At 44.4% G+C, this 22,040-nt stretch carries 20 protein-coding genes and 1 pseudogene; 16 read left to right on the top strand and 5 right to left on the bottom strand.

Annotated elements, in window-relative coordinates:
- Positions 1-124 precede the first annotated feature (124 nt).
- The gene (locus tag G4D54_02565) at positions 125-2,056 is read left to right on the top strand and encodes an ATP-dependent Clp protease ATP-binding subunit (protein QJA01377.1); all 1,932 of its coding nucleotides are present in this window, start codon (positions 125-127) and stop codon (positions 2,054-2,056) included.
- Positions 2,057-2,417: 361 nt separating this feature from the next.
- Here G4D54_02565 and G4D54_02570 read toward each other — a convergent pair whose 3' ends face one another.
- Complete coding sequence (locus tag G4D54_02570) at positions 2,418-3,506, bottom strand: LacI family transcriptional regulator (GenBank protein ID QJA01378.1); 1,089 nt, start codon at positions 3,504-3,506, stop codon at positions 2,418-2,420.
- A gap of 310 nt (positions 3,507-3,816) precedes the next feature.
- Here G4D54_02570 and G4D54_02575 point away from each other — a divergent pair, with 310 nt between their 5' ends.
- The 5 genes from G4D54_02575 (at position 3,817) to G4D54_02595 (ending at position 9,631) form a co-directional block, all read left to right on the top strand.
- Positions 3,817-5,262, top strand: a complete 1,446-nt coding sequence (locus G4D54_02575; GenBank protein QJA01379.1) for an NAD(P)/FAD-dependent oxidoreductase — start codon at positions 3,817-3,819, stop codon at positions 5,260-5,262.
- Positions 5,259-6,521, top strand: a complete 1,263-nt coding sequence (locus G4D54_02580) for an FAD-dependent oxidoreductase (protein QJA01380.1) — start codon at positions 5,259-5,261, stop codon at positions 6,519-6,521. Before G4D54_02575 ends, G4D54_02580 begins: the two co-directional genes overlap by 4 nt.
- A gap of 3 nt (positions 6,522-6,524) precedes the next feature.
- A complete protein-coding gene (locus tag G4D54_02585) occupies positions 6,525-6,875 on the top strand; it encodes a DUF1667 domain-containing protein (GenBank protein ID QJA01381.1) in 351 nt (116 codons plus the stop codon).
- Positions 6,876-7,492: 617 nt separating this feature from the next.
- A complete protein-coding gene (gene mgtE, locus G4D54_02590) occupies positions 7,493-8,833 on the top strand; it encodes a magnesium transporter (protein ID QJA01382.1) in 1,341 nt (446 codons plus the stop codon).
- Between the two features lie 45 nt (positions 8,834-8,878).
- Positions 8,879-9,631: an SDR family NAD(P)-dependent oxidoreductase gene (locus G4D54_02595; GenBank protein QJA01383.1), complete on the top strand. Its 753-nt coding sequence runs from the start codon at positions 8,879-8,881 to the stop codon at positions 9,629-9,631.
- A gap of 78 nt (positions 9,632-9,709) precedes the next feature.
- Here G4D54_02595 and mscL read toward each other — a convergent pair whose 3' ends face one another.
- The 4 genes and pseudogenes from mscL to G4D54_02615 form a co-directional block, all read right to left on the bottom strand.
- Entirely contained in the window at positions 9,710-10,207 is a 498-nt protein-coding gene (mscL, locus tag G4D54_02600; protein QJA01384.1) for a large conductance mechanosensitive channel protein MscL, read from the bottom strand.
- A gap of 203 nt (positions 10,208-10,410) precedes the next feature.
- Positions 10,411-11,534 (bottom strand): annotated as a pseudogene (locus tag G4D54_02605) (transposase).
- On the bottom strand, positions 11,506-11,925 hold the full coding sequence (gene tnpA, locus G4D54_02610) for an IS200/IS605 family transposase (GenBank protein QJA01385.1): 420 nt from the start codon (positions 11,923-11,925) through the stop codon (positions 11,506-11,508). Before tnpA ends, G4D54_02605 begins: the two are co-directional and overlap by 29 nt.
- 131 nt (positions 11,926-12,056) lie before the next feature.
- The gene (locus G4D54_02615; GenBank protein QJA01386.1) at positions 12,057-13,346 is read right to left on the bottom strand and encodes a M24 family metallopeptidase; all 1,290 of its coding nucleotides are present in this window, start codon (positions 13,344-13,346) and stop codon (positions 12,057-12,059) included.
- Between the two features lie 254 nt (positions 13,347-13,600).
- On the opposite strand from G4D54_02615, the gene G4D54_02620 reads away from it, so the two are divergent.
- From G4D54_02620 to G4D54_02665, 10 genes are all read left to right on the top strand, one after another.
- Positions 13,601-13,810, top strand: a complete 210-nt coding sequence (locus G4D54_02620; GenBank protein ID QJA01387.1) for a hypothetical protein — start codon at positions 13,601-13,603, stop codon at positions 13,808-13,810.
- Positions 13,807-14,808: a sugar-binding transcriptional regulator gene (locus tag G4D54_02625; GenBank protein ID QJA01388.1), complete on the top strand. Its 1,002-nt coding sequence runs from the start codon at positions 13,807-13,809 to the stop codon at positions 14,806-14,808. Before G4D54_02620 ends, G4D54_02625 begins: the two co-directional genes overlap by 4 nt.
- Positions 14,793-15,251 (top strand): transcriptional regulator, encoded by a 459-nt coding sequence (locus tag G4D54_02630; GenBank protein ID QJA01389.1) that lies wholly within the window; start codon positions 14,793-14,795, stop codon positions 15,249-15,251. The genes G4D54_02625 and G4D54_02630 overlap by 16 nt, the downstream gene beginning before the upstream one ends.
- A 19-nt stretch (positions 15,252-15,270) precedes the next feature.
- Positions 15,271-15,813, top strand: coding sequence for a PTS sorbitol transporter subunit IIC (locus G4D54_02635; protein ID QJA01390.1), 543 nt, complete (start codon positions 15,271-15,273; stop codon positions 15,811-15,813).
- A gap of 3 nt (positions 15,814-15,816) precedes the next feature.
- Entirely contained in the window at positions 15,817-16,815 is a 999-nt protein-coding gene (locus G4D54_02640) for a PTS glucitol/sorbitol transporter subunit IIB (protein QJA01391.1), read from the top strand.
- A gap of 11 nt (positions 16,816-16,826) precedes the next feature.
- Positions 16,827-17,192: a PTS glucitol/sorbitol transporter subunit IIA gene (locus G4D54_02645; GenBank protein QJA01392.1), complete on the top strand. Its 366-nt coding sequence runs from the start codon at positions 16,827-16,829 to the stop codon at positions 17,190-17,192.
- Positions 17,193-17,322: 130 nt separating this feature from the next.
- Positions 17,323-18,615: an NAD(P)-dependent oxidoreductase gene (locus G4D54_02650; protein QJA01393.1), complete on the top strand. Its 1,293-nt coding sequence runs from the start codon at positions 17,323-17,325 to the stop codon at positions 18,613-18,615.
- A 411-nt stretch (positions 18,616-19,026) separates the two neighbouring features.
- Entirely contained in the window at positions 19,027-20,010 is a 984-nt protein-coding gene (locus G4D54_02655; GenBank protein ID QJA01394.1) for a sugar-binding transcriptional regulator, read from the top strand.
- Positions 20,011-20,038: 28 nt separating this feature from the next.
- Positions 20,039-21,571, top strand: coding sequence for a PTS glucose transporter subunit IIA (locus G4D54_02660; GenBank protein QJA01395.1), 1,533 nt, complete (start codon positions 20,039-20,041; stop codon positions 21,569-21,571).
- 18 nt (positions 21,572-21,589) lie between these two features.
- The gene (locus G4D54_02665; GenBank protein ID QJA01396.1) at positions 21,590-21,955 is read left to right on the top strand and encodes a PTS glucitol/sorbitol transporter subunit IIA; all 366 of its coding nucleotides are present in this window, start codon (positions 21,590-21,592) and stop codon (positions 21,953-21,955) included.
- The last annotated feature ends 85 nt before the right edge of the window (positions 21,956-22,040 follow it).

Here is a 22,040-nt window from a genome sequence, read left to right on the forward strand (position 1 = left end):
TATTCGTCGAACGTTTTGTAGAGCTTCTGCTTCGGAACGTGAAATATTGTGAAATAAACTGGTTATACTAACAAAAGCAGCGTATGAAGTTCATATGCTATAGAATGACGAGGATGGTGAAGATATGAAGTATCGTTTAAATACACAGGTTTCCGCAATTCTGGATACAGCAAGAGAGGAAGCCAGAGAGATGGGCAACAATTATGTCGGAAGCGAGCATCTATTGCTTGCGATATTAAAGGATACCGCAACACCGCTGTCACGGCTGTTATGTGCACAGGGTGTATATTATTTTCAGCTCAAGGAGGATTTAATGGTTCTTTTTGGACTGAAGGATCAGGATGTGGAGGAGCTGCAGATTACACAGGTCGTGGATGATATCCTAGAGCGCGGAATGTCACTGTCTTCCAGAAAACAAAATACAATGATGGATGTGGATTCCCTGACACTGGCACTGCTGCAGACAAACAGCTGTGTGGCAACGGAGATACTGCATCGCTATGATGTGGATGAAGAGGTGGTGTTGCTGCAGATGGAGCATGGCAGTATGAGCGAGCTGGATAAAATCAGTGAGCTTCGCAATCTGAATATGTGCGGAGCGAATCAGGATATCGTGGGAAGGGATGCGGAGCTGAATTTTATGATTTCCGTACTGTCGCGCAAGGATAAGGCAAATCCGCTGCTGATTGGTGAACCCGGTGTCGGAAAGACCGCTCTGGTGGAAAAGCTGGCCGGTATGATTCAGCAGAATCTGGTTCCTTCGCTGAAGGATGCCTGTATTTATGAGCTGCATTTGAATTCACTTGTGGCAGGCACCAAGTACCGCGGTGATTTTGAGGAAAAGCTGCAGAATATCATCCGTCTGCTAGAGAAGTATCCCAATGTTATTTTATTTATTGATGAAATCCATCTGATGATCGGTGCCGGAAAATCCGAGGGTTCAATTGATGTTTCCAGTGTGCTGAAGCCGTATCTGGCAAGAGGTGTTATCAAATGTATCGGGGCAACCACCATCGAGGAATATGAAATGTATATTGAAAAGGATCGTGCGCTGGAGCGCCGCTTTCAGATCATTACCATACGGGAGCCGGATGTTGAGGACACCATTAAGATGCTAAAGGCAAAGAAGAAGGAATACGAGGATTTTCATAATGTAAAGATTCAGGAGAAGGTTCTGGAACAAATCGTGAAATACTGTGCATATTACATGCCGCAGAGGAAGTTTCCGGATAAGGCGATTGATGTGCTGGATCTGGCCTGTGTCGGTGCTAAACGGCAGAGTGAGCGCAGTGTCAGTGAGGACATGGTACGGGATGTCATAGAAAAGCTGACGGATATTCCGCTGGCTTCCCGTAACCGTCTGCAGGAGCTGAAAAAGCATCTGGAAACGACCATGGTTGCGCAAAAGGAGGTTATCCGCAAGCTGATGGGGCAGCTGGAGTGGATCGAACAGGGAATCATCAGTGAACGTCCCCTTGGTGTATGGCTCTTTCTGGGGAATCAGGGCGTTGGAAAAAAGACGCTGATTCATCAGTTTAACCGTCTGTATTTCAATCAGGAGGATATGGTGGAGCTGGATATGGCGGCATTGGAGCACAATCTGGATCATAACCTGTCCAAGCTGCGCAGAAATCCCTATACCATAGTGAATGTAACCAACCTGCATATGGCAAATGAAGCAATGCTGCAGTTTTTAAAGCAGGGCATTGAACGCGGTTATCTGGAGCGTGACATACAGAAAATTGATCTGCGCCACAGTATAATGATTATGAGCGGTGATTTTCCTTGTTCCAGTGTGAGTGCGCTGAAGTTTCAGGAAACTAGTGATCCGCTGCTGCAGGTGAAGCGCAGTCTTGGCGCTTCCTTTACGGCACTGTTTGACGAGGTATTTGTATTCCATGATCTGGAACAGAAGGATAAGGTTACTGTCATGAAAAATATACTGAAAAAATGGGAAAAGACGATGGAGGAAACTGCGATTCTGGAGGCAATCGAATCCAGCAGTACGCTGGATGAGGCCGCAAAAAAGCTAAAGAAAAAAATCGTAAAGGCCTGATGCCGTGCAAGGTTTCTAAACGGAAAAGCCTCTGTAGTCCTATAGAGGCACCCTTTGATACAGCAGCCTTTCCTATATAGCTTCTGCTTCTTTTCGGAAGCTGGAAGAGGAACAGAGGATTTTTATGTCTTTCATAGATGCCGTGCAGATTTTTGAAAGTAACAGGGCATAATAGAAATTGTTATGCTCTTTTTCATTTCTTTGTTCAATTAAAATCAACAAGCATCATGACTAAATAAAAAGGCGACAGACATCTGCTGTTATTAAGGCAGCTGTACAGTCGTCTTTTGCTGTATCTCATCTTATATTGTCTCCCTATTCATGATCATATCCAGTATTTCATATCACTTTTTTCACAGGTTCACCTGCTTCGGTTACGGCATTTGCCTGTCGATTTACGAATTATCAGCTCCGGTTCATATTCCAGCCGCAGGATATATTTATGTCCCCTGCTGCGGGTGTCCTTGTTATTTTTCTTATAGATCATGTCAACGGCTTCCTTCCCTTTGAGGATGGAGGCATGTTCAACGCTTGTTAGAGAAATATTTGGCATAGAGGAAAGATGGATGTTATCAAAGCCTGCGACAGAGTAATCCTGCGGTATCCGATATCCCTGCTGCGTGAGAGCGGCCATGACACCAAAGGCAGTCATATCATTGTTTCCTACAAAGGCAGTTGACGGTGTATGCTCCTTTAGTGCTTCCAGAGCCAGATCAAAGCCGGTCATATACTCGGAGGATTCCGATGGATATTGCCTGTAGGTGGCAATGGAAGGGGTTTTTACAAGAATATTATCCTGGCTCTGTCCATGCTCCTCAAATGCTGCTTTTAATCCTTCTAGACGATGCAGCCTGGATATTTCCTTTGCTTTGATGGGGGTGGATACAAAGGTGATGTGCGTATGCCCGAGTCCCACCAGATATTCTCCCATAAGATATCCGGTTTTTCTGCCATCCAGCTCAACGGAATCAAAGGTACAGCCTTCCGGTTTGTCACCGATGGATACAACGGGGATCTGCTTTGCCAGTGCATTGGCTTTGGTAATTCGCGTTGGAGGATACAGACAGATGGCTCCCGCCAGCTGCAGTCCTGCGAGCATATCAAAATAAAACTCTTCCTGTGCAGCATCCCGCATGGTCGTTACCGTGAAAACCGAATAGCCATACTCACCTGCCTGCTCCGTAATGGAATGCACCAGTGTGGCGTAATAGCCGTTTGATAACAGCGGAGTCAGAACAACGATGGTTTTATCCATCTTACTGGAGGCACTCAGCTGTTTTTTTACCGGCTTTTGATATCCCAGCTTTTTTGCGGCAGAAAGCACCAGCTCTCTGGTTTCATCAGAAAAGGATACATTCTGTTTGTTGCTGAGTATCATGGAAACACTGGATTGCGAAACACCTGTATATTCTGCAATATCGCGTGTTGTTACCTTATTTCTTTTTCCCATGGGACATCTCCTTTAAAAATTATGATTTATTTTGATTAACAGCAGATTAGTAATCAGATTATCAAATGATTACTAATATTATATATTTGATTAACAGGAAAAGCAAGCAGTCATGCACAGGAATTCAACCAGGGGGGACCAGTTACAGAGGGAGAAGAAAGAGGAGGGTGTTAATCAAAGCGCTGTGATTGATAAAAAAGCTGTAGAAAGCCTTTGTTTAAAGGGATACAGGGGTTTGACAGTCTGTGTTTTATGGAGTAAATTTAAGGTGGTTAAGGAAGTCTGAAAAGGCTTACAGGAGGTTGGTAGAATGTATGATGTAGCAATTATCGGAGCAGGAATTGCCGGCTGTTCTCTTGCATATGAGCTTGGGAAATATCAGATCAAGGCGGTACTGATCGAAAAGGAGAATGATGTATCGGTAGGGACGACAAAGGCGAACAGCGCCATCATTCACGGCGGCTATGATCCGCTGCCGGGTTCGAAGATGGCGAAATACAATGTCGCAGGAAATGCATATATCAAGGAGCTGTGCGGAAAGCTTGATATTCCATACAAACAGATTGGTGCACTGATTATGGCATTTTCCGAAGCGGATGAAAGCACGCTCGAAGAGCTGAAGAACCGTGGCATCCGGAACGGTGTAAAGGACATGGAAATCTGGGATAAGGAGCGTTTGCATAGGGAAGAACCTCATGTATCTCAGGAGGCGAGAGCTGCACTGTTTTCACCGAATGTCGGTATCGTCAGTCCATGGGAGCTGGCACTGGCACTGGCAGAAGTTGCGGTAGAAAACGGTGTTGAGGTAAAGCTGAACACGGAAGTAAAAAATATAGAGAAAACGGATACAGGGTATTCCATTGAAACCAATCAGGGTGTTATTGATGCGGTTTGCGTATGCAATGCGGCAGGTGTGTTTGCGGATGAGGTTAATGAAATGGTGAATGACGCCACCTTTAAGATAGAGCCGAATAAGGGAGAATACTATCTGCTGGACAAGAGTCAGGGAAATCTTGTCAGCCATGTCATCTTCCAGTGTCCAAATGAAAACGGAAAGGGTGTTCTGGTTGCCCCGACAGTGCATGGTAATCTGATTGTCGGACCGGATTCACAGCCAACCTCCAGGGAGGATGTATCCACAACCGCGGAGGGCTTAAGCTATGTGCGTAATACCGCATTGAAGTCCATTCCGGATATCAATTTCCGTGAATCCATTCGTAACTTTGCAGGTGTTCGTGCAAGAACGAAGGAGGACGATTTCTTTGTATATGAAGATCCCAAAAACCGTCTGTTCTACAATATCGCAGGGATGGCATCTCCGGGCTTATCATCTGCCCCTGCCATTGCGCTGGACGTTATTGAAATGATGAAGGAATCCGGTCTGCCTCTGACAAAAAAGGAAGCATGCATGGATACGAGAAGTGTTGTGCGGTTCCGTGAAATGAATCATGAGGAGCGCACGGCGCTGATCAAGGAGCATCCGGAGTATGGGAAAATCATCTGCCGCTGTGAAACAGTGACAGAGGGAGAAATCATTAATGCCGTGCATCGTCCGATTCCGGCTGTATCCATTGATGCTGTAAAACGCCGCTGCAATGCGGGGATGGGACGCTGTCAGGGTGGCTTCTGCGGCCCTCGTGTTCAGGAAATTATCGCAAGAGAGCTGAAAAAGAATTTGAAGGATGTACCGCTGGATCGGGAAGGTATGATTCTGATTACAGGGGAAACAAAAGCAGCTGGAGGTGAACAGGAATGAAATATGATGTTATCGTTGTCGGCGGAGGGCCGGCAGGTCTGGCATCTGCGCTGGAAGCCTGGAAGCAGGGGGCAAAGCATATTCTGATACTGGAGCGTGATCAGGAGCTGGGCGGTATATTGAATCAGTGTATTCACAACGGGTTTGGTCTGCACCACTTCAAAGAAGAGCTGACCGGGCCGGAATATGCAGGAAAATTTATCGAAATGCTGAAGGATACCAATGTCGAGGTGCTGCTGGATACCATGGTGCTGGATATTGATGAGGAAAACCGCTGCATTCATGCAATGAATAAAAAGCAGGGCTATATGCAGCTGGAGGGAAAGGCAATCGTGCTGAATATGGGATGCCGCGAGCGTACCAGGGGAGCCATTGCGATTCCCGGAGATCGCCCAGCCGGTGTCTTTACTGCAGGAGCAGCACAGCGTTATGTAAATATTGAAGGGTATATGGTTGGAAAACGGGTATTGATTCTCGGTTCCGGTGATATCGGTTTGATCATGGCGCGCCGTATGAGTCTGGAGGGTGCGAAGGTGGTCGGCTGTGTGGAGCTGTGTCCGTATTCCAACGGTTTGAACAGAAATATTGTGCAGTGTCTGAACGATTATGATATCCCGCTGTATCTCTCTCATACCATTACAGATATTCAGGGAGATAAACGCGTGGAGCGTGTCATTGTTCAGGAGGTTGATGAAAAGCGGCAGCCAATTCCCGGAACAGAGATCACCTTCGATGTGGATACTGTCCTGTTATCAGTCGGTCTGATTCCGGAAAATGAGCTATCCAGAGCTGCCGGACTGCAGATGGATCCGAGAACAAACGGTCCTGTGGTCTATGAGAATATGGAAACCAGTGCAAAGGGTATTTTCGCAAGCGGAAATGTTGTGCATGTGCATGATCTTGTGGACTTTGTGACAGCGGAGAGTGAGCGTGCCGGAAGAAGTGCCGCAATCTATGCGATGCAGGGAAATCCGAAAGCTGGAAGATGTATTGAAGTGAAGAACGGGAACGCGGTGAATTACACAGTGCCGCAGAAAATCCGTATGAATAACGTGGATAAGTTTGTGGAAGTGATGTTCCGAGTGAATAATGTATATAAGGATATGGAAATCTGTGTCATGAGCGGGGATCAGAAGCTGGCAGGATTCAAACGCGAGCATATGGCTCCGGGTGAAATGGAAAAAATCGTTATACCGAAAATGCTGCTGGAGAAGGCAGGCGATGAAGTGATCATCCGTGTGGAAAAGGCAGGTGCATAGGATATGAAAAATTTAATATGTATCGTATGTCCGAAGGGATGTCATCTGTGTGTTGATGATGAAAACGGATATACCGTTACCGGCAACAGCTGTCCAAGAGGGGCGGAGTATGGGAAAACAGAACTGATTGATCCAAGACGCATTATCACATCAACAGTGCGCATTACTGCAAAAACGGCAAGACGAGTTCCGGTGAAAACCGAGAAGAGCATCCCGAAGGGCAGGATTATGGATGTCATGAAGGCACTGGAAAGCATCGATGTCAAGGCACCGGTATCTGCGGGAGATGTTGTCTTAAAGGATGCTGCAGGTCTTGGTGTAAATATTGTTGCGACAAAATCGGTGGAGCAATAAATAAAGCAAAGTATAGGATACAAAACAGACACATAGCTGTTTCAGCGGATGTAGAAAGACGGTCGGCGGTTACCCGTATTGGAATAGCTTGAACCGTTATAAATGAGAAGATCAGAGTCTATTGCAGCGAGCAATAGAAGCAGATCTTCTTTTTTTCATATTTATAGATTAGAAACAGAAGGGATTTACAAGGAGCTGCATGGCTTTGGTCCCCTTACAGGAAAGGAAGTGCAGGTTTTCTATACCCGATATTCTTTGTATAATGAAACCCAGTGGAAGCGTATAATTCAAACATAAAATAATGCCAGTGCCCCAAGGATATGGAAGCGCAATACGATGCATAATGTGGAGTAGGCATCATAATTTATATCTTGTATTTACTTTCCCTCCTATGATGGAAACACTGAACAAAGGATAGTTTAAAATCTATTCGCTGCCTTCTGCAGCATATACAGAGACCCTTGTTTTCTGGTATAATGAAGCTGCAAAGAAAAAGAAAGCGTGGTGGTTATGAATGAGTCCCAAGCCCGAGGGTATACAGATACTAGATACAGGGGATGATCACTTGCCGCCATCGTGCAGATGATAATTCTCCCATTTTAGAAAAGGAGAACAGAATGAAACGAACGATAACAGAAGAAAACCTGCTGGATCTGCTGCTGCATGGAACAGCACAGGATCTGCAGGATACGATTGATACCATACACCCGGCGGATATTCTCGATCTGCTGCACAAGCATAAGGAGCATGCACAAAGTATATTAAACCGTCTGCCGGATGATATTCTTGCGGATATCGTCGAGGAAGAGGACGATGAAGACAAGTATGAGCTGTTAAAGCGCTTCTCTGACAGCAAGCAGCGTCATATACTGGATGAAATGAGCAGTGATGAAATCACCGATTTGATGGGAGAGCTGGAGGAAGACGAGCAGGCTGACATTCTGAAGAAGATGGATTCTGAGGATCAGGAGGATGTCCGTAAGCTGATGAGCTTTGATGCTGAAAGTGCCGGTGGTATCATGACAACCGAATTTATTCGTATATTCGCAAAGAATACTGTAAAGGATACCCTGCAGTTTTTACAGAAGAATACCGATGAAGAAACGACCTATTATTTATATGTCGTCGATAGGGAGGATGTGTTAAAAGGAGTTGTGTCACTGCGCGATATTGTAACATCATCGTTTGATACACCAATCATGGATATCGTGAATCCCAATGTAAAGACGGTGTTGTACAGTGATGACCAGGAGGAGGTTGCCCATCGATTTGAAAAATACGGCTTTATTCTGATGCCGGTTGTAGATGAGCAGCAGCATATGCTGGGAGTCATTGAGTTTGACGATATCATTGATGTTATTCAGGAAGAAAATACCGAGGATATCCATCATCTGGGTGGTGTCAATAAGGAGGAACGGGTGGACTCCAGTGTAAGGGAATCCTTTTCCAGCCGCATTCCATGGCTGATTGTAAATCTTTTTACTGCAGTTCTTGCGGCAGCCGTTGTCAATATGTTTGAGGCGACGATTGCACAGGCGGTTGCACTTGCGACGGTCATGCCGATTGTAACTGGAATGGGTGGCAATGCGGGAACACAGACATTAACCATTGTTGTACGCGGTCTTTCCCTCGGTGAGCTGACAAAGGAAAATGCCGTCGAGATTCTGCTGAAGGAGATCGGTGTCGGTATATTAAGCGGTATCGTCATAGGTATTGTCGTGGCATTCGGGGCAATGCTGATGGAAAGCAATCCGATCTTCGGACTTGTCACCGGGGCAGCTATGTTTCTGAATATGATTCTGGCAAATCTGGCAGGATACTTTATACCGGTCATACTGGAAAAGCTGCATGTGGATCCGGCTCTTGCCAGTGGTGTGTTTGTTACTACAGTTACGGATGTCATGGGGTTTTTCATGTTTCTGGGACTGGCCACATTAGTGCTTCCGTATATAATATAGCGAATGATGCACAATATGAGTAGATAATTGGAAAGGAGTTTTAGAATGAAGGCGTTGATTACAGGTGCCAGCAGTGGAATCGGGCGTGATATGGCAAGGGTTCTGGCTGCTATGGATATTGATTTGATTCTGGTCGCAAGGAGAGGGGATCGGCTTCGTGAATTAAAGAGGGAGCTTGCTGTTTCCGTTAATATCGTCATACTGGATGTTTCTGTGAAAGAAAACTGTCTTGCACTGTATCAGCGCTTCCGTAATGATTCTGTCGATATACTGATCAATAATGCAGGCTTCGGTGATTTTGGTGAATTTACACAGACGGATTTGGATAAGGAGCTGAATATGATCTCTACCAATATTCAGGCAGTGCATATACTTAGTAAACTGTTTCTGCGGGATTTTGTTAAAAAGGACCGTGGTTATATCCTGAATGTCGCATCCAGCGCGGCATTTCTGCCGGGACCTTTGATGGCTACCTATTATGCGACAAAAGCATATGTTGAGCGTCTGACACTGGCTATGCATAAGGAGCTTCAGAAAAGAAACAGCCATGCTTCTGTCGGTGTTCTCTGTCCGGGACCTGTACAGACTGAGTTTGACCGTGTCGCAAATGTCAGGTTTATGATGAAGGGAAAGACAAGCATGGATGTCGCCAGCTATGCAATCCGCGGCATGTTTAAGGAGAAGGCAGTCATGATACCGGGAATTCTGATGAAGGGAAGCTATCTGCTGTGCAAATGTCTTCCGCTGTCTGTGCAGATGGAGGCATCCTATCATATACAGCATCGGAAAAACAGGTAGACGAATGCTTGCATTTCCAAGTAAATCTTATAATTTAGAAAAACAGGAATCATTGAGGATTCCTGTTTTTAGTAAGGGTTATCGCTTTTTAATGGATGTTGTTTTATTATCCTTGTTTGTATCCAGCGAAGATGTACAATGCGGACAGCGAACTGCCTCAGCAGAAATCTCGCTTTTGCAATACGGACACACCTTTGTAGCTGCTGCAGCATCTTCCATATCCTGCGGCTTCTTGACCTTTCTTGAGAGTGAATTCATCATCTTCACCATCATGAAGATAATAAACGCCATGATGATGAAGTTGATCACCTCGGTGAGAAAGGTTCCGTAATTCAGTGTCGCAGCCTTGGCAGCTACTGCATCCTGCAATGTATTATAATGATTCCCGTCCAGTGCAATAAACCAGTTGGTAAAATCGATACCACCGGTACATAATGTAATAACCGGCATAATAACATCATTGACCAGAGATGCTATGATTTTTTGAAATGCACCGCCGATAATAACACCGACTGCCAGATCAAGCACATTTCCCCGCATAATAAATTCTTTAAACTCATTGATAATATGTTTCATATACACTCCTGCACAGTTTCCATAGCAACTGTCTTTTTCTATTTTCTAAGCTTGTGACGTACTCTCACCACATATGCTATGACTAGCATAGAAGTGGGAGCTTCTCACCCTTCGGGTGCGCAGAGTGTGTTCGATAGAACCAATGTCCTAAGCATAAGCAAGCTATCCTTGCTCGTCCAGCGGTTCTTTGTAATCCTTATTTTCTAACCTCTATGTAATCGTATACCTTCATCACGTATATTCTTCGCTGCATTGATATCACGATCCTCTATATGACCACACTTCGGACATTGATAGATTCTTTCATTCAGTCCTATCTTTCTCTTTGCTCCACAGCGATTACATATCTGCGTACTGGCATACCATTTATCGATTTTTATAAACCATTTCCCTTCATCTTCTAACTTACGCCATTGGCGAGCAGTGCTTATCTTAAATAATTTCTCAGGGTGCCAAAGCCATTATCCATAAGATTCTTTCCTAGCTGTAATCCTTGGCTCATTGCTTTCATGTCGATATCTTCTACAACTACCATATCCCAGGAATTGGCTATCTTCCTGCTTTCTTTATGTAGAAAATCTTTTCTTTGCTGTGCTACATGGGCATGCAGCTTGGCTACCTTGTTTCTTTGCTTCTTATAGTTATTACTTCCTTTGACCATCTTGGAAAGTTTGCGTTGTTCTCTTGCTAATCGCTTCTCACTCGCACAGTAAAAATGGGGATAGTCACATACCTGACCTTCACTATCTACATATAAATGTTTTTGCGAATAATCAAGACCTAACACATGTACTACTTCTTTACTTTCTACTTTATTTTCATATTCAAACAGACATGTCGCAATATAACGGTCCTGCTGTTTGCTTATCGTCACTGCTTTTAATATCCCCTGTGGTATGCGATGCATATGGATCCTTACATCACCTGCCTTTGGTAAACGTAGATAGGTCGTTTGGTTTTGTATCGTACTAAACAATCGGATATTTCCGTTGACCATATTTGTCGTGTAACTTTGTTTCGCCTGATGCTTTGATTTCCATTTGGGAAAACCGATATCTGTTTCTTTGAAGAACTTTTTGAAAGCAGCTTCTAAATGTAGTTGAGCGTTTGCTAATGCCAAAGAATCTACTTCCTTGAGAAATGGATGATCCTTCTTATAGGATGCAGGTGTCGTTTGCTTCATTTTCTTAGTTTCTTCATAATATTTGATTTTGTCATCTAACATATGATTATACAGAAAACGGACACAACCAAATGTTTTGGTAAAGAAAATCTCTTGCTTCTTGTTTGGATAGATTCTAAACTGATACCCTTTTCTTGACACCATTCTTCTCACCTTGACTTTCGATATAAGCTTTGATGATGTCGGTGGTGACACCTCCTGTACTGATCAAACAGAAGCTCTGACTCCAAAATGCTTCTTTCCAAAGCTTTTCACGAATTTCAGGAAACTCCTTCTTCAATAAACGTGAACTGGCACTCTTATACGCATTGATGAATTTCGTAAGACAAGAGTTAGGGTGAGCAGAGAACAGGATATGAATATGATCGACATCATGATTCCATTCTTGAAGAGAGATGTTATAGGATCTGGCAATATGAAGAAAGATATCTTTTGCACGATCACTGATGACATCATCGAACACACGACGCCGATATTTGGTTGTCATGATCAAATGATAATGGAGAGCAAATACTGAATGAGCATTACTTTTCACTCAACAGTCATAAAAAGTATGAGCAAAATCCTTTCTCAAATGTTTTTGCTTTTTTTGAATCTAAGAATTTTAATCGTGTTTATCCTGTGTGAGGGATAAAGGAAAATGGCTGCATTCATCACACCATCTGCTTATCGTCGCAAGATGGGGGACTTCTGCCTGTTATTTGTTAAATGGATGTTGTTTTCCTGCATATATGCTTCGATTTCATCCGGATCCTTGATAATGGAGGAAGAAAGATTTATACAGCCATCCTCAGTAACCAGTACATTGTCCTCGATGCGGATGCCGATTCCTTCATCCTCCAGATATAAGCCTGGTTCAATCGTAAACACATTGCCGGGACGCAGCTTATAGCCGCTCAAAGACACATCATGTGTTTCCAGCCCCAGCATATGAGATACTCCGTGCCAGTAATAATCCTCCACCCGCTTACCGCGTTTCAACAAGCCAAGCGGCTTCAGTCTTTCTTCATAAAAGTGAATCAGCTCCTGATTCAGCTCCTTCAGTGTAATGCCCGGATGTACGAGTGACATAATGGTCTGATTGGCTTCAAGAACAATATTGTAGATTTCTTTCTGTCGCTTTGTAAAGGAACCGCTTGCCGGAAAGGTTCTTGTGATATCGGCATTCATATAATGACAGCTCGCACCCAGATCACACAGCAGCAGGCTGTTCTTTTTTATTTTCTGATTGTTTTCATCATAATGCAGCACAGTGGCATTTCTTCCACTGGCAATAATGGATGGAAAGGAATGTGAGCAGCCGTTTGTTTTCAATACAAAATCAAACCATGCCTCCACCTGGTTTTCCATCATACCGCTGCATACATGATCCATCATGGCTAGAATTCCCTGCCGTGTTACTTCAATCGCCTGCTTCAATTCATCAATTTCTGTATCTTCCTTAATTAAACGCAGACTGCTTATTCTGGAGGCTGCATTATGCAGGGTTACATAGGGATATTGCCGCAGCAGCTCTCTTGTGAAACGATGCGCTTCACTGTCCGCCTGATAGGCTTCCTGCTGTGTGAAATCCGCATAGATATCAACACGGGATTCATGGTCGAAGAACCGTGATATCTGTAGACCGAGCATATCCATTGCTTCCTCAAGCCAGAAGATTTCTTCAATCTCACTGATATCGGCGGCTTCCTCCGGCAAAAGCTTTCCACCGACCCATTTTGCCTGTTCCTCGTCATAATGCTCCAGAAACAGCTGTTCCTTTATTTTGCCCTGTGTGCGGATAATTGCCAGAATCATGTTCTCCTTATCCAGACCGCTCAGGTAATAGAAGCTTCTGTCCACACTGAACGGATACTTTTCATCGCCTACCTTATATGGGGCTTTGCCGCTGAAGAACAATGCAATGGAGTTTTCCGGTAACAGAGTAGCCAGTGCATGCCGTCGTTGCTTATACATGTTATCAATCCTCTTTTCTACTATGTATTGTACCACGAAAATACAGTTCCAGTAAAACGTATGGTTACATGCTGTTTATGGCAGCAGAAAGCTTATACATTTGTACAGACGAGCTGAGTGCTATCCTTTACAGCGAATAAAAAGATGTGAAAAAAAAGCTTATTTATCAGCGTTTTATAGGTTTAATGAAAAATAATAATGAATTTATGTACACAAATGAACAGTAAAAAGTCATGCTAAGGAGTCTCAGTTTTGTGAAAACCCAGTATTTATCATTGTTTTTTAACATTGTGAAATTTCTGTCATTACATCAATATTTCAATACAGAACAATTGCTTAAGATAAATTGTTACAAAATTGAACTTATACATATGTTCAGTATTTATGCATTGACCTCAATAAAACGCTGTGGTAATCTTAAGACAGACAAAGGAACCGCTTACAGAAAGGAGGCGCAGGAATGAAAAAAATAGTTGATGATAACAGGCTGATATATAAATGCTGTTATCTCTATTACATGGATGGACTCGGACAAAAGGAGATTTGTGATCAGCTTGGGATTTCACGGGCAACAGTATCCAGACTGCTCAAGGCGGGTAAGGAAAACGGTGTGGTAAGAATCGAATTGGATAATCCCGACAGTATTCTATATGGAGAACTGGAACGGAAAATTGAACAGCAGCTGGGCTTGAAGGAAGTCCTCATTGTGGATGAAATGGAGCTGGAGAGTAAAGCGGATCATATGCAGCGGGTATATGAGGAAGCACTTGCCTATCTGGCACGCATTTTCCACAACAAGGATTACATCGGGGTTTCGATGGGAAAGACGCTGTATCATCTAGCCAATGGAAAAATCAATGTGGAGGAGGTTGATTGTACCTTTGTTCCCGTTGTCGGTGGTGTCGGTACGCAGCTGCAATCGGATGAGGGATATCATTCCAACGAAATAGCAAATGCGTTCGCAAAGAAATTTCATGGCAGTGCTGTTCAGTTCTTCGCTCCGGCAATGTTCAATGATACACAGATCATGGAGGGGTTTTTGAAGGAACGTCCTGTGCAGGAGGTAACGGCTTTGTTTAAAAAACTGAAAACCGTTATCATGGGTATCGGCTCCTGCAGCTTAAAAGATTCCACTCTGGTCAAATGCGGGTATATCAGTAAAGCTGACTATGAGCAATTTAAACAGCACGGAGCTGTCGGAGATGTTCTCCTGAAATTTCTGGATAAAAACGGAAACAGTGAACCCTTCCATGAATTCAATGACCGGGTCATGGGGTTATCCGATGAGGGACTTATGAATATTGAAAACCGTATCGGAATTGCGGTTGGAGAAGAAAAAAGTAAAGCGATTCTCGGCGTGATCCGCGCGAAGAAAATCAATATTCTAATTACCGATATCAGCTGTGTAAAAGAGCTGCTTTCCCTTATGGAAGAGGAGGAATCGTCATGTCAAACGATCTGATGCTGATCTTTCTGATTGCCATATCCCTGTTTGTTATGCAGGCAGTGGGCGGCGTATTTCAGATCAAAAACTACAAAGCTGCCATACGGCGGGTTCATAAAAAAGGAAATGTGGGAATCGGACAGAAAAAAGGACGGTTCTTCAACGGCAACATCGTGATGATTGCCTGTGATAATAATCATATCATCACAGCATGTGAGGTCATGGATGGCAAAACCTTTCTGGCAAAGTTTCACCCGGTGAATACCTTGCTTGGAAAAACAATCAACGGGGTATCAATCGATAAGTTTCTGGAACAGTTTCGCTCCATGGATTCGAAAAAACAGAAACAGTATCGAGGATATATACAGGCATTGGAAGCGCTGGAGCTACGCTTTCAAAATGCAGCAGGCGCACAGGAGATGGACACGGCCGAACATCTGTCATGTGCTGTCATGGATTGATACAAGGAGGAAGTGACGTATGGACTTTATATCTGATTTTGCACAAGGATTCATGGCGCTGTTTCAGGCAGGAGGAGAAACCTTCGTAGGTTGGGTTACCGGAATTATTCCCATGGTAATCTGTCTGATGACAGCCATAAACTCCATCATTAAGCTGATAGGAGAAAAACGAGTTGAAAATTTCACAAAAAAACTGACGAGATTCACAATTGCGCGTTACACACTGGTACCGGTGCTGGCAGTACTGTTTCTGGGAAATCCGATGTGTTATACCTTCGGACGTTTCGTGGAAGAAAAGTACAAGCCTGCGTATTATGATTCCTGTGTAAGCTTTCTACATCCTGTAACCGGCTTGTTCCCGCATGCGAACCCGGGTGAACTGTTTGTATATATGGGAATCGCAGCAGGTATTACCAAACTGAATCTGCCATTAGGGGATTTGGCAGTTCGCTACTTTATCGTCGGTGTGATTGTCATTCTGATCAGAGGGGTACTGACAGAAAAAATCTATTTCAGACTTACTTCTAAATTTACAAAAGAGAAAGAGAATGCGGAGGAATAGGCTATGTACAGAAAGGTAAAAATCACAAAAGGAAGCAGCGGCTGGGGCGGACCACTGGTGCTGGAACCAAATGAAACCTGTAATAAGGTCTTATGTGTGACCGGTGGCGGTATTCATCCTGTGGCAGCCAAGATAGCGGAAATGACAGGAGCCGAAACAGTCGACGGCTTTAAGACAACCGTTCCGGATGAGCAGGTACTGGTTGCTGTAGTGGATTGCGGGGGAACAGCACGCTGTGGCGTATATCCGAAAAAACGGATCAACACTGTCAACCTTGTACCGGTTGGGGCAGTGGGACCTCTGGCACAGTATATTACAGAGGATATTTATGTCTCGGACGTAAAGGAAGATACTATTGCATTTACGGATGAAGAAGTAAAGGTTGAAAAAGCAGTGGAAGAAACGAAGGAACCGGGAGCACCGAAAACGAAGGCACAGGCGAGAAAAGAGCTGGCTGAAGCAAATCAGAGGAAAAAGCCGGGGATCATTACCCGCATCGGTATCGGTGTGGGACAGGTGGTAAACAAATTCTTTGCCGCCGGACGTGAATCCATCGAAATGGTTATCAAAAACGTATTGCCGTTTATGGCATTTACATCCACGATACTTGGTATCATTCAGGTAAGCGGCCTGGGGAATATCATCGCAAATACGATTTCTCCATTATGCTCCACCATGCCGGGAATGATTGTGATCTCCCTGATCTGCGGTCTGCCATTCCTGTCACCGATTTTAGGACCGGGAGCGGTTATCGCTCAGGTGGTCGGAACCCTGCTTGGTGCGGAAATCGGTTTGGGAAATATACCTGCGCAGTATGCATTGCCGGCATTATTTGCTATCAATGCACAGGTTGGCGGCGATTTTGTACCGGTAGGCTTGTCCCTTGGTGAAGCGGAACCGGAAACGATTGAATTCGGTGTGCCGGCAGTCTTATATTCCCGTGTTATCACCGGACCTCTGGCTGTTATTATCGCATTCGTATTCAGCATTGGCATGTATTAAAAGGAGGCGTTATGAAATATAAGGCAACGATTACCGGACTAGGGGAATGTGCACTGGATTTTCTGGATGAATGCTGTAATTTCATTATCATCTTTAATGAGGATGCACCGCCGGAGCTGGCAGATATCTCAGTTTTGCATACGAAAAGTGAAGTTAGGGAGGATCCTAAAAAAGGGGATACCGTTCGGATCTGCGGTGTGGAATATACAATCGCCGATGCTGGCTGGGAGGCTTTAAATACCTTAAAGGAGCTTGGTCACTGTACGTTGTCCTTCAAGGGTCTGGATACAGTGGAACGCCCGGGTATTATTGAACTGATTGGAGAGCCGATCAAGGCAGAACAGCTGCTTGTCGGTGGAACAATAGAGATTGAATGATGAAATTGTAAAGGATTCGATGGATTGAATAAAGCAGAAGAACAGGAATTACGCAATCAATTATTTAAGGATAGAAGTAAGAAAATAACAGGATCTAATAGATAGATGAGAAAAAAGGAGGAAAACTGTTATGTTAAACATGAACAAAAAACTGGAACAAAGAGAAAAGGAAGGGAAAATTATCAAATGCGGTATCGTTGGTGCCGGTCAGATGGGACGCGGTATGGTTACACAGATGGTGCTGATGAAGGGAATCACACCGGCTGTCGTATCTGATATCGACTTAAAGCTTGCTGTTCACGCATTCAAATATGCAGGGGTAAAGGATGAGGATATTGTTCGCACCAATGAGGTTGCGGAAGCTGATAAGGCAATGGATGAAGGGAAATATGTCGCAACTACAAATTCCAATCTGATTTCCCAGTGCCGCCCGGTAGAGGTCGCAATTGATGCGACAGGAGTTCCTGATGTAGGGGCTAAGGTCGCAACCAATGCAATTAACAATAAAAAGCATGTCGTCATGCTGAACGTGGAAACGGATGTAGTCATCGGACCTCTGCTTGATAAAATGGCAAAGGACAACGGCGTTATTTATACCGGAAGTGCAGGAGATGAACCTGGTGCTGTAATGGAACTGTATGATTTTGCGACGGCAATGGGCCTGGAAGTTAAGGTTATGGGAAAAGGAAAGAATAACCGCATTGATAAAAACTGCAATCCGGATACGGTTCTGGAAGAGGCTACAAGAAGAAAGATGTCACCAAAGATGCTGTGCGCCTTTAAGGATGGTACAAAAACAATGGTGGAAATGACAGCGATGTCAAATGCGACCGGTCTGGTTCCGGATGTAATTGGCGGGCATGGTATTGCAAGTGATGTAAAGAGCCTGAATGAAACCTATAAGCTGAAAGAGGATGGCGGTATTCTGAAGCAGCATGGTGTTGTGGAATATGTGAACGGAATTGCACCTGGTGTTTTTGTAACAGTTGCGACGGATAATGAAGAAATCGCATACCAGATGCAGTATCATTCCATGGGACCTGGACCATTATGGACACTGTATCGTCCATACCACCTGTGCAATCTGGAAACTCCGTTAACAGCTGCCAAGGTTGTTATTGACGGGGAGCCTACCATCGTTCCGAAAAACGGTCTGGTTTCCGAATGTATTACTGTTGCGAAAATTGATTTGAAGGCGGGACAGACAATTGATGGTATCGGCGGGTATACCACCTATGGTTCCATCTGCAAGCATGAAGAGGCAAAGGAAAAAGGCTATGTGCCCTATGGTCTGGTCAATCATAAGGCAGTCATGAAGCGTGATGTAAAGAAGGGTGAACTGATCACATATGACGATATCGAGCTTGACACAACAACACTGATCTATAAGCTGCGTCAGGAACAGGATAAAATCTTCGGATAATTGTAGTATCTCACTGCTGATTTCTGCCTGGCATACAAATATCTGATTTTGCAGGCGATTTATAACAACACATCCTCATGTACGGAATGTCCGTGAGAAATAAATATAAGATTGTAGCTAAGCGGTAGTTCTGCTGTTTCTACAATCTTTTTTTGTTTACTGGTAGGCTTCCTGCATAACAAGGGGAAAGAAACCGGTAGTTATTTTCAAGAAGGAAAAAGCTCTCAGACAGTTGTGGAAGCAGGTAAGATCAGGTCCTATCATACCGGTCATGGACATCTGTTTTTTCTTGGAAGCTGCTAGGAACAGCACTTATTATCGCACTTGTTCAGATAAGAACATTGACGTCAATACATGATTGTGATACTCTTTTATTACGAAAGAAAACGTTTACAGAAAAGAGGAGCCTATGTGAAGAAAATCGTTGATGATGCCCGTCTGATTTATAAGTGCTGTTATCTGTATTATGTAGATGGCATGGGGCAAAGGGAGATTTGTGATGCAGTAGGAATTTCCCGTGCGACTGTTTCCCGCCTGTTGCGTGCCGGGAAGGAAACAGGTGTTGTGAAAATCGAATTGGAAAATCCGGATAGTGTTTTATACGGAGAGCTGGAGCGTAAAGTGGAGCAGCTGCTGGGATTGAAGGAAGTGCTTATCGTAGATGAGTTGGAGCTGGAAAGTAAGGCGGATCATCTGCAGCATGTATATGAAGAGGCACTGATGTATTTGTCCCGTATTATCAATAAAGGGGATACCATTGGTGTATCCATGGGAAAAACGCTGAGCAGTATCGTAAATGTAAAGAAAAGCGTAGATGAGGTGGATTGTACCTTTGTCCCGGTTGTAGGAGGAGTCGGTTCCCCTTATCAGATAGAGGAGGGGTACCATTCCAATGATATCGCGAAGGGCTTCGCCATGAAGTTTCATGGTAAGGCAATGCAGTTTTTTGCCCCGGCAATGTTTGATGATCCTAAGGTTATGCAGGGATTTTTGAAGGAGAAACCGGTTAGAGAAGTGGTATCGGTATTCAAAAAACTGAAGACCGTAATCATGGGAATCGGGACTACGACGGCAAAGGAACCGACACTTGTGAAGTGCGGATATCTGACAAAAGAGGATTATGAGGAGTTCAAACAGCAGGGTGCTGTTGGAGATATTCTTTTAAAGTATGTGGATGCAAACGGAAACAGCGATGCGTTTCGCTCCTTTAATGAACGTGTGATGGGGATGTCGGATGAAAAGCTGTTGAACGTGAAAAACCGCGTCGGGATAGCGGTTGGTGCAGATAAGGGGGAGGCAGTGTTAGGCGTTATACGCGCCAAAAAGGTGAACATTCTGCTTACGGATATCAGTTGTATACGAAGCATGATGTCCCTGCTGGGCGAAGAAATATGATTGCAATTGTGTTGAAAGGGGTATGGGAATGGATGCGTTTACCGATTTGACACAGGGGTTTTTGTCCATGTTTGAAACCGGGGGAGAAATTCTTTTGGGCTGGATGACAACGCTTCTTCCGATGGTTGTCTGTTTAATGACGGCGGTGAGTGCGGTTGTGAAGCTGATTGGAGAAAGCCGTGTAGAAAGGATTACCAAATCTTTGACCCGCTGGCGCATTGCACGTTATACGCTTTTACCGCTGATGGCAATTTTATTTCTTGGAAATCCGCTCTGCTTCACATTTGGAAAATTTCTGGATGAGAAGTATAAGACAGCATACTATGATGCCTGTGTAAGCTTTCTGCATCCGGTTACGGGATTGTTTCCTCATGCGAATGCTGCTGAGCTGTTTGTTTATATGGGGATTGCTTCGGGAATAACGCAACAGAAATTGTCGCTGTCCGCATTGGCAACCCGCTATTTTATGGCAGGACTTGTCATCATGATACTGCGTGGTTTCATAACGGAACAGATATCCGTTTATTTGAATCAGAAAAAGGAAGGGCAAAAGCCAACGGAGGAAGTGGGTGCGGAGAATAAAAAGGATGCCTTGAAACAGCAGCCGGCAGTGCGTGTTACAAAAGGAAGCGCAGGCTGGGGTGGCCCACTTCTTTTACAGGCAGATAAAAGGAAGCATGTCATTTTATGTGTAAGTGGAGGAGGCATCCATCCGATTGCGCAAAGGCTGGCAGAGGCATGCCGGTGTGATGTGGTTGACGGATTTGCCACAGGCTGTCCGGATGAGGAGATTCTGGCGGCTGTAATCGATTGCGGTGGAACGGCGCGCTGTGGTATATATCCAAAAAAGGGAATCCCTACCATCAATGTGCTTCCTACCGGACAAAGCGGTCCGCTGGCACGTTTTATGAAGGAAGACAATTATGTTTCTGATGTAGGTGAGGCGAATATAGAAATCCTCAAAGAAGATACAGCACACACTATCGATACGATGCAGGAACCGGGGTCAAAGATATCTGCACAGCCGGCTTCTTATAAAAATGCGCTTCTTCATGTTGGCATGGGAATGAGCCGTGTTGTCAGTACGTGCTATGCGGCAGGGAAAGAAACCATTGAAATGGTGCTGCGCAATATCCTTCCTTTTATGGCATTTACAGCAACCCTGCTGGGTATGATTCAGGTGAGTGGTCTTGGCAATTTTATTGCAAATTCCATTGCACCCCTTTGTGCAACCCTTCCGGGAATGCTTCTGATTTCTCTGATCTGCTCCCTGCCGGTGGTATCTCCCATCCTGGGACCCGGTGCTGTCATTGCCCAGGTTGTGGGAGCGCTGCTGGGAACGCAGATCGCCCTTGGAAATATACCGGCGCAATATGCATTACCTGCATTGTTCGCTATCAATGCGCAGGTTGGCTGCGACTTCATACCGGTTGGATTATCGTTGTGTCAGGCAAAAGCGGAAACTGTTGAGGCAGGTGTACCCGCCGTATTATACAGCCGTATGATCAGCGGACCTCTTGCTGTTGTTATAGCTTATTTATTCAGTATCGGGATGTATTAGGAAAAGGAGCGAGTGATAATGAAATATGATACCAGAATCAGCGGATGGGGAGAATGTGCGCTGGAATTTTTAAATGAGGATTGCAATTTTCTGATTATTTTCAATGAAACGGCACCACAGGAGCTGGCGGATATCTCTGTATTGCATACCGTTGCCAAGCTGCAGGAAGAGCCCTGTGTCGGAGATACCGTTCAGATTTGTGATGTATCTTATACGATTACGGCAATTGGCTTTGAAGCACTGCATACATTAAAAGAGCTTGGACATTGCTGTTTATCCTTTTCCGGAAGTACACAGGCACTGCGTCCGGGGAATATAGAGCTGAAAGGACCTGTATTCACAGAGAATCACCTCTACAAAGGCGGACGGCTTCAAATCCTGTAAAAGATCATATTGAATTTCAAAGAGAGCGTGAACAACCGGCATATATTCAGGCTCTTTTTCCATATGGGTTCGGACAAGGATATCT

Origin of the sequence: [Clostridium] innocuum (assembly GCA_012317185.1) — a bacterium.
Classification (GTDB): Bacteria; Bacillota_I; Bacilli_A; order Erysipelotrichales; family Erysipelotrichaceae; genus Clostridium_AQ; species Clostridium_AQ innocuum.

Excerpts from the sequence above, each read along its gene's own strand:
- G4D54_02635 (QJA01390.1), top strand. The coding sequence starts at position 15,271 with ATGGACTTTATATCTGATTTTGCACAAGGATTCATGGCGCTGTTTCAG.
- G4D54_02595 (QJA01383.1), top strand. The coding sequence starts at position 8,879 with ATGAAGGCGTTGATTACAGGTGCCAGCAGTGGAATCGGGCGTGATATG.
- G4D54_02660 (QJA01395.1), top strand. The coding sequence starts at position 20,039 with ATGGATGCGTTTACCGATTTGACACAGGGGTTTTTGTCCATGTTTGAA.
- G4D54_02645 (QJA01392.1), top strand. The coding sequence starts at position 16,827 with ATGAAATATAAGGCAACGATTACCGGACTAGGGGAATGTGCACTGGAT.
- G4D54_02575 (QJA01379.1), top strand. The coding sequence starts at position 3,817 with ATGTATGATGTAGCAATTATCGGAGCAGGAATTGCCGGCTGTTCTCTT.
- G4D54_02640 (QJA01391.1), top strand. The coding sequence starts at position 15,817 with ATGTACAGAAAGGTAAAAATCACAAAAGGAAGCAGCGGCTGGGGCGGA.
- G4D54_02570 (QJA01378.1), bottom strand. The coding sequence starts at position 3,506 with ATGGGAAAAAGAAATAAGGTAACAACACGCGATATTGCAGAATATACA.
- G4D54_02630 (QJA01389.1), top strand. The coding sequence starts at position 14,793 with ATGTCAAACGATCTGATGCTGATCTTTCTGATTGCCATATCCCTGTTT.
- G4D54_02625 (QJA01388.1), top strand. The coding sequence starts at position 13,807 with ATGAAAAAAATAGTTGATGATAACAGGCTGATATATAAATGCTGTTAT.
- mscL (QJA01384.1), bottom strand. The coding sequence starts at position 10,207 with ATGAAACATATTATCAATGAGTTTAAAGAATTTATTATGCGGGGAAAT.
- mgtE (QJA01382.1), top strand. The coding sequence starts at position 7,493 with ATGAAACGAACGATAACAGAAGAAAACCTGCTGGATCTGCTGCTGCAT.
- G4D54_02565 (QJA01377.1), top strand. The coding sequence starts at position 125 with ATGAAGTATCGTTTAAATACACAGGTTTCCGCAATTCTGGATACAGCA.
- G4D54_02615 (QJA01386.1), bottom strand. The coding sequence starts at position 13,346 with ATGTATAAGCAACGACGGCATGCACTGGCTACTCTGTTACCGGAAAAC.
- G4D54_02650 (QJA01393.1), top strand. The coding sequence starts at position 17,323 with ATGTTAAACATGAACAAAAAACTGGAACAAAGAGAAAAGGAAGGGAAA.
- G4D54_02585 (QJA01381.1), top strand. The coding sequence starts at position 6,525 with ATGAAAAATTTAATATGTATCGTATGTCCGAAGGGATGTCATCTGTGT.
- G4D54_02665 (QJA01396.1), top strand. The coding sequence starts at position 21,590 with ATGAAATATGATACCAGAATCAGCGGATGGGGAGAATGTGCGCTGGAA.
- G4D54_02580 (QJA01380.1), top strand. The coding sequence starts at position 5,259 with ATGAAATATGATGTTATCGTTGTCGGCGGAGGGCCGGCAGGTCTGGCA.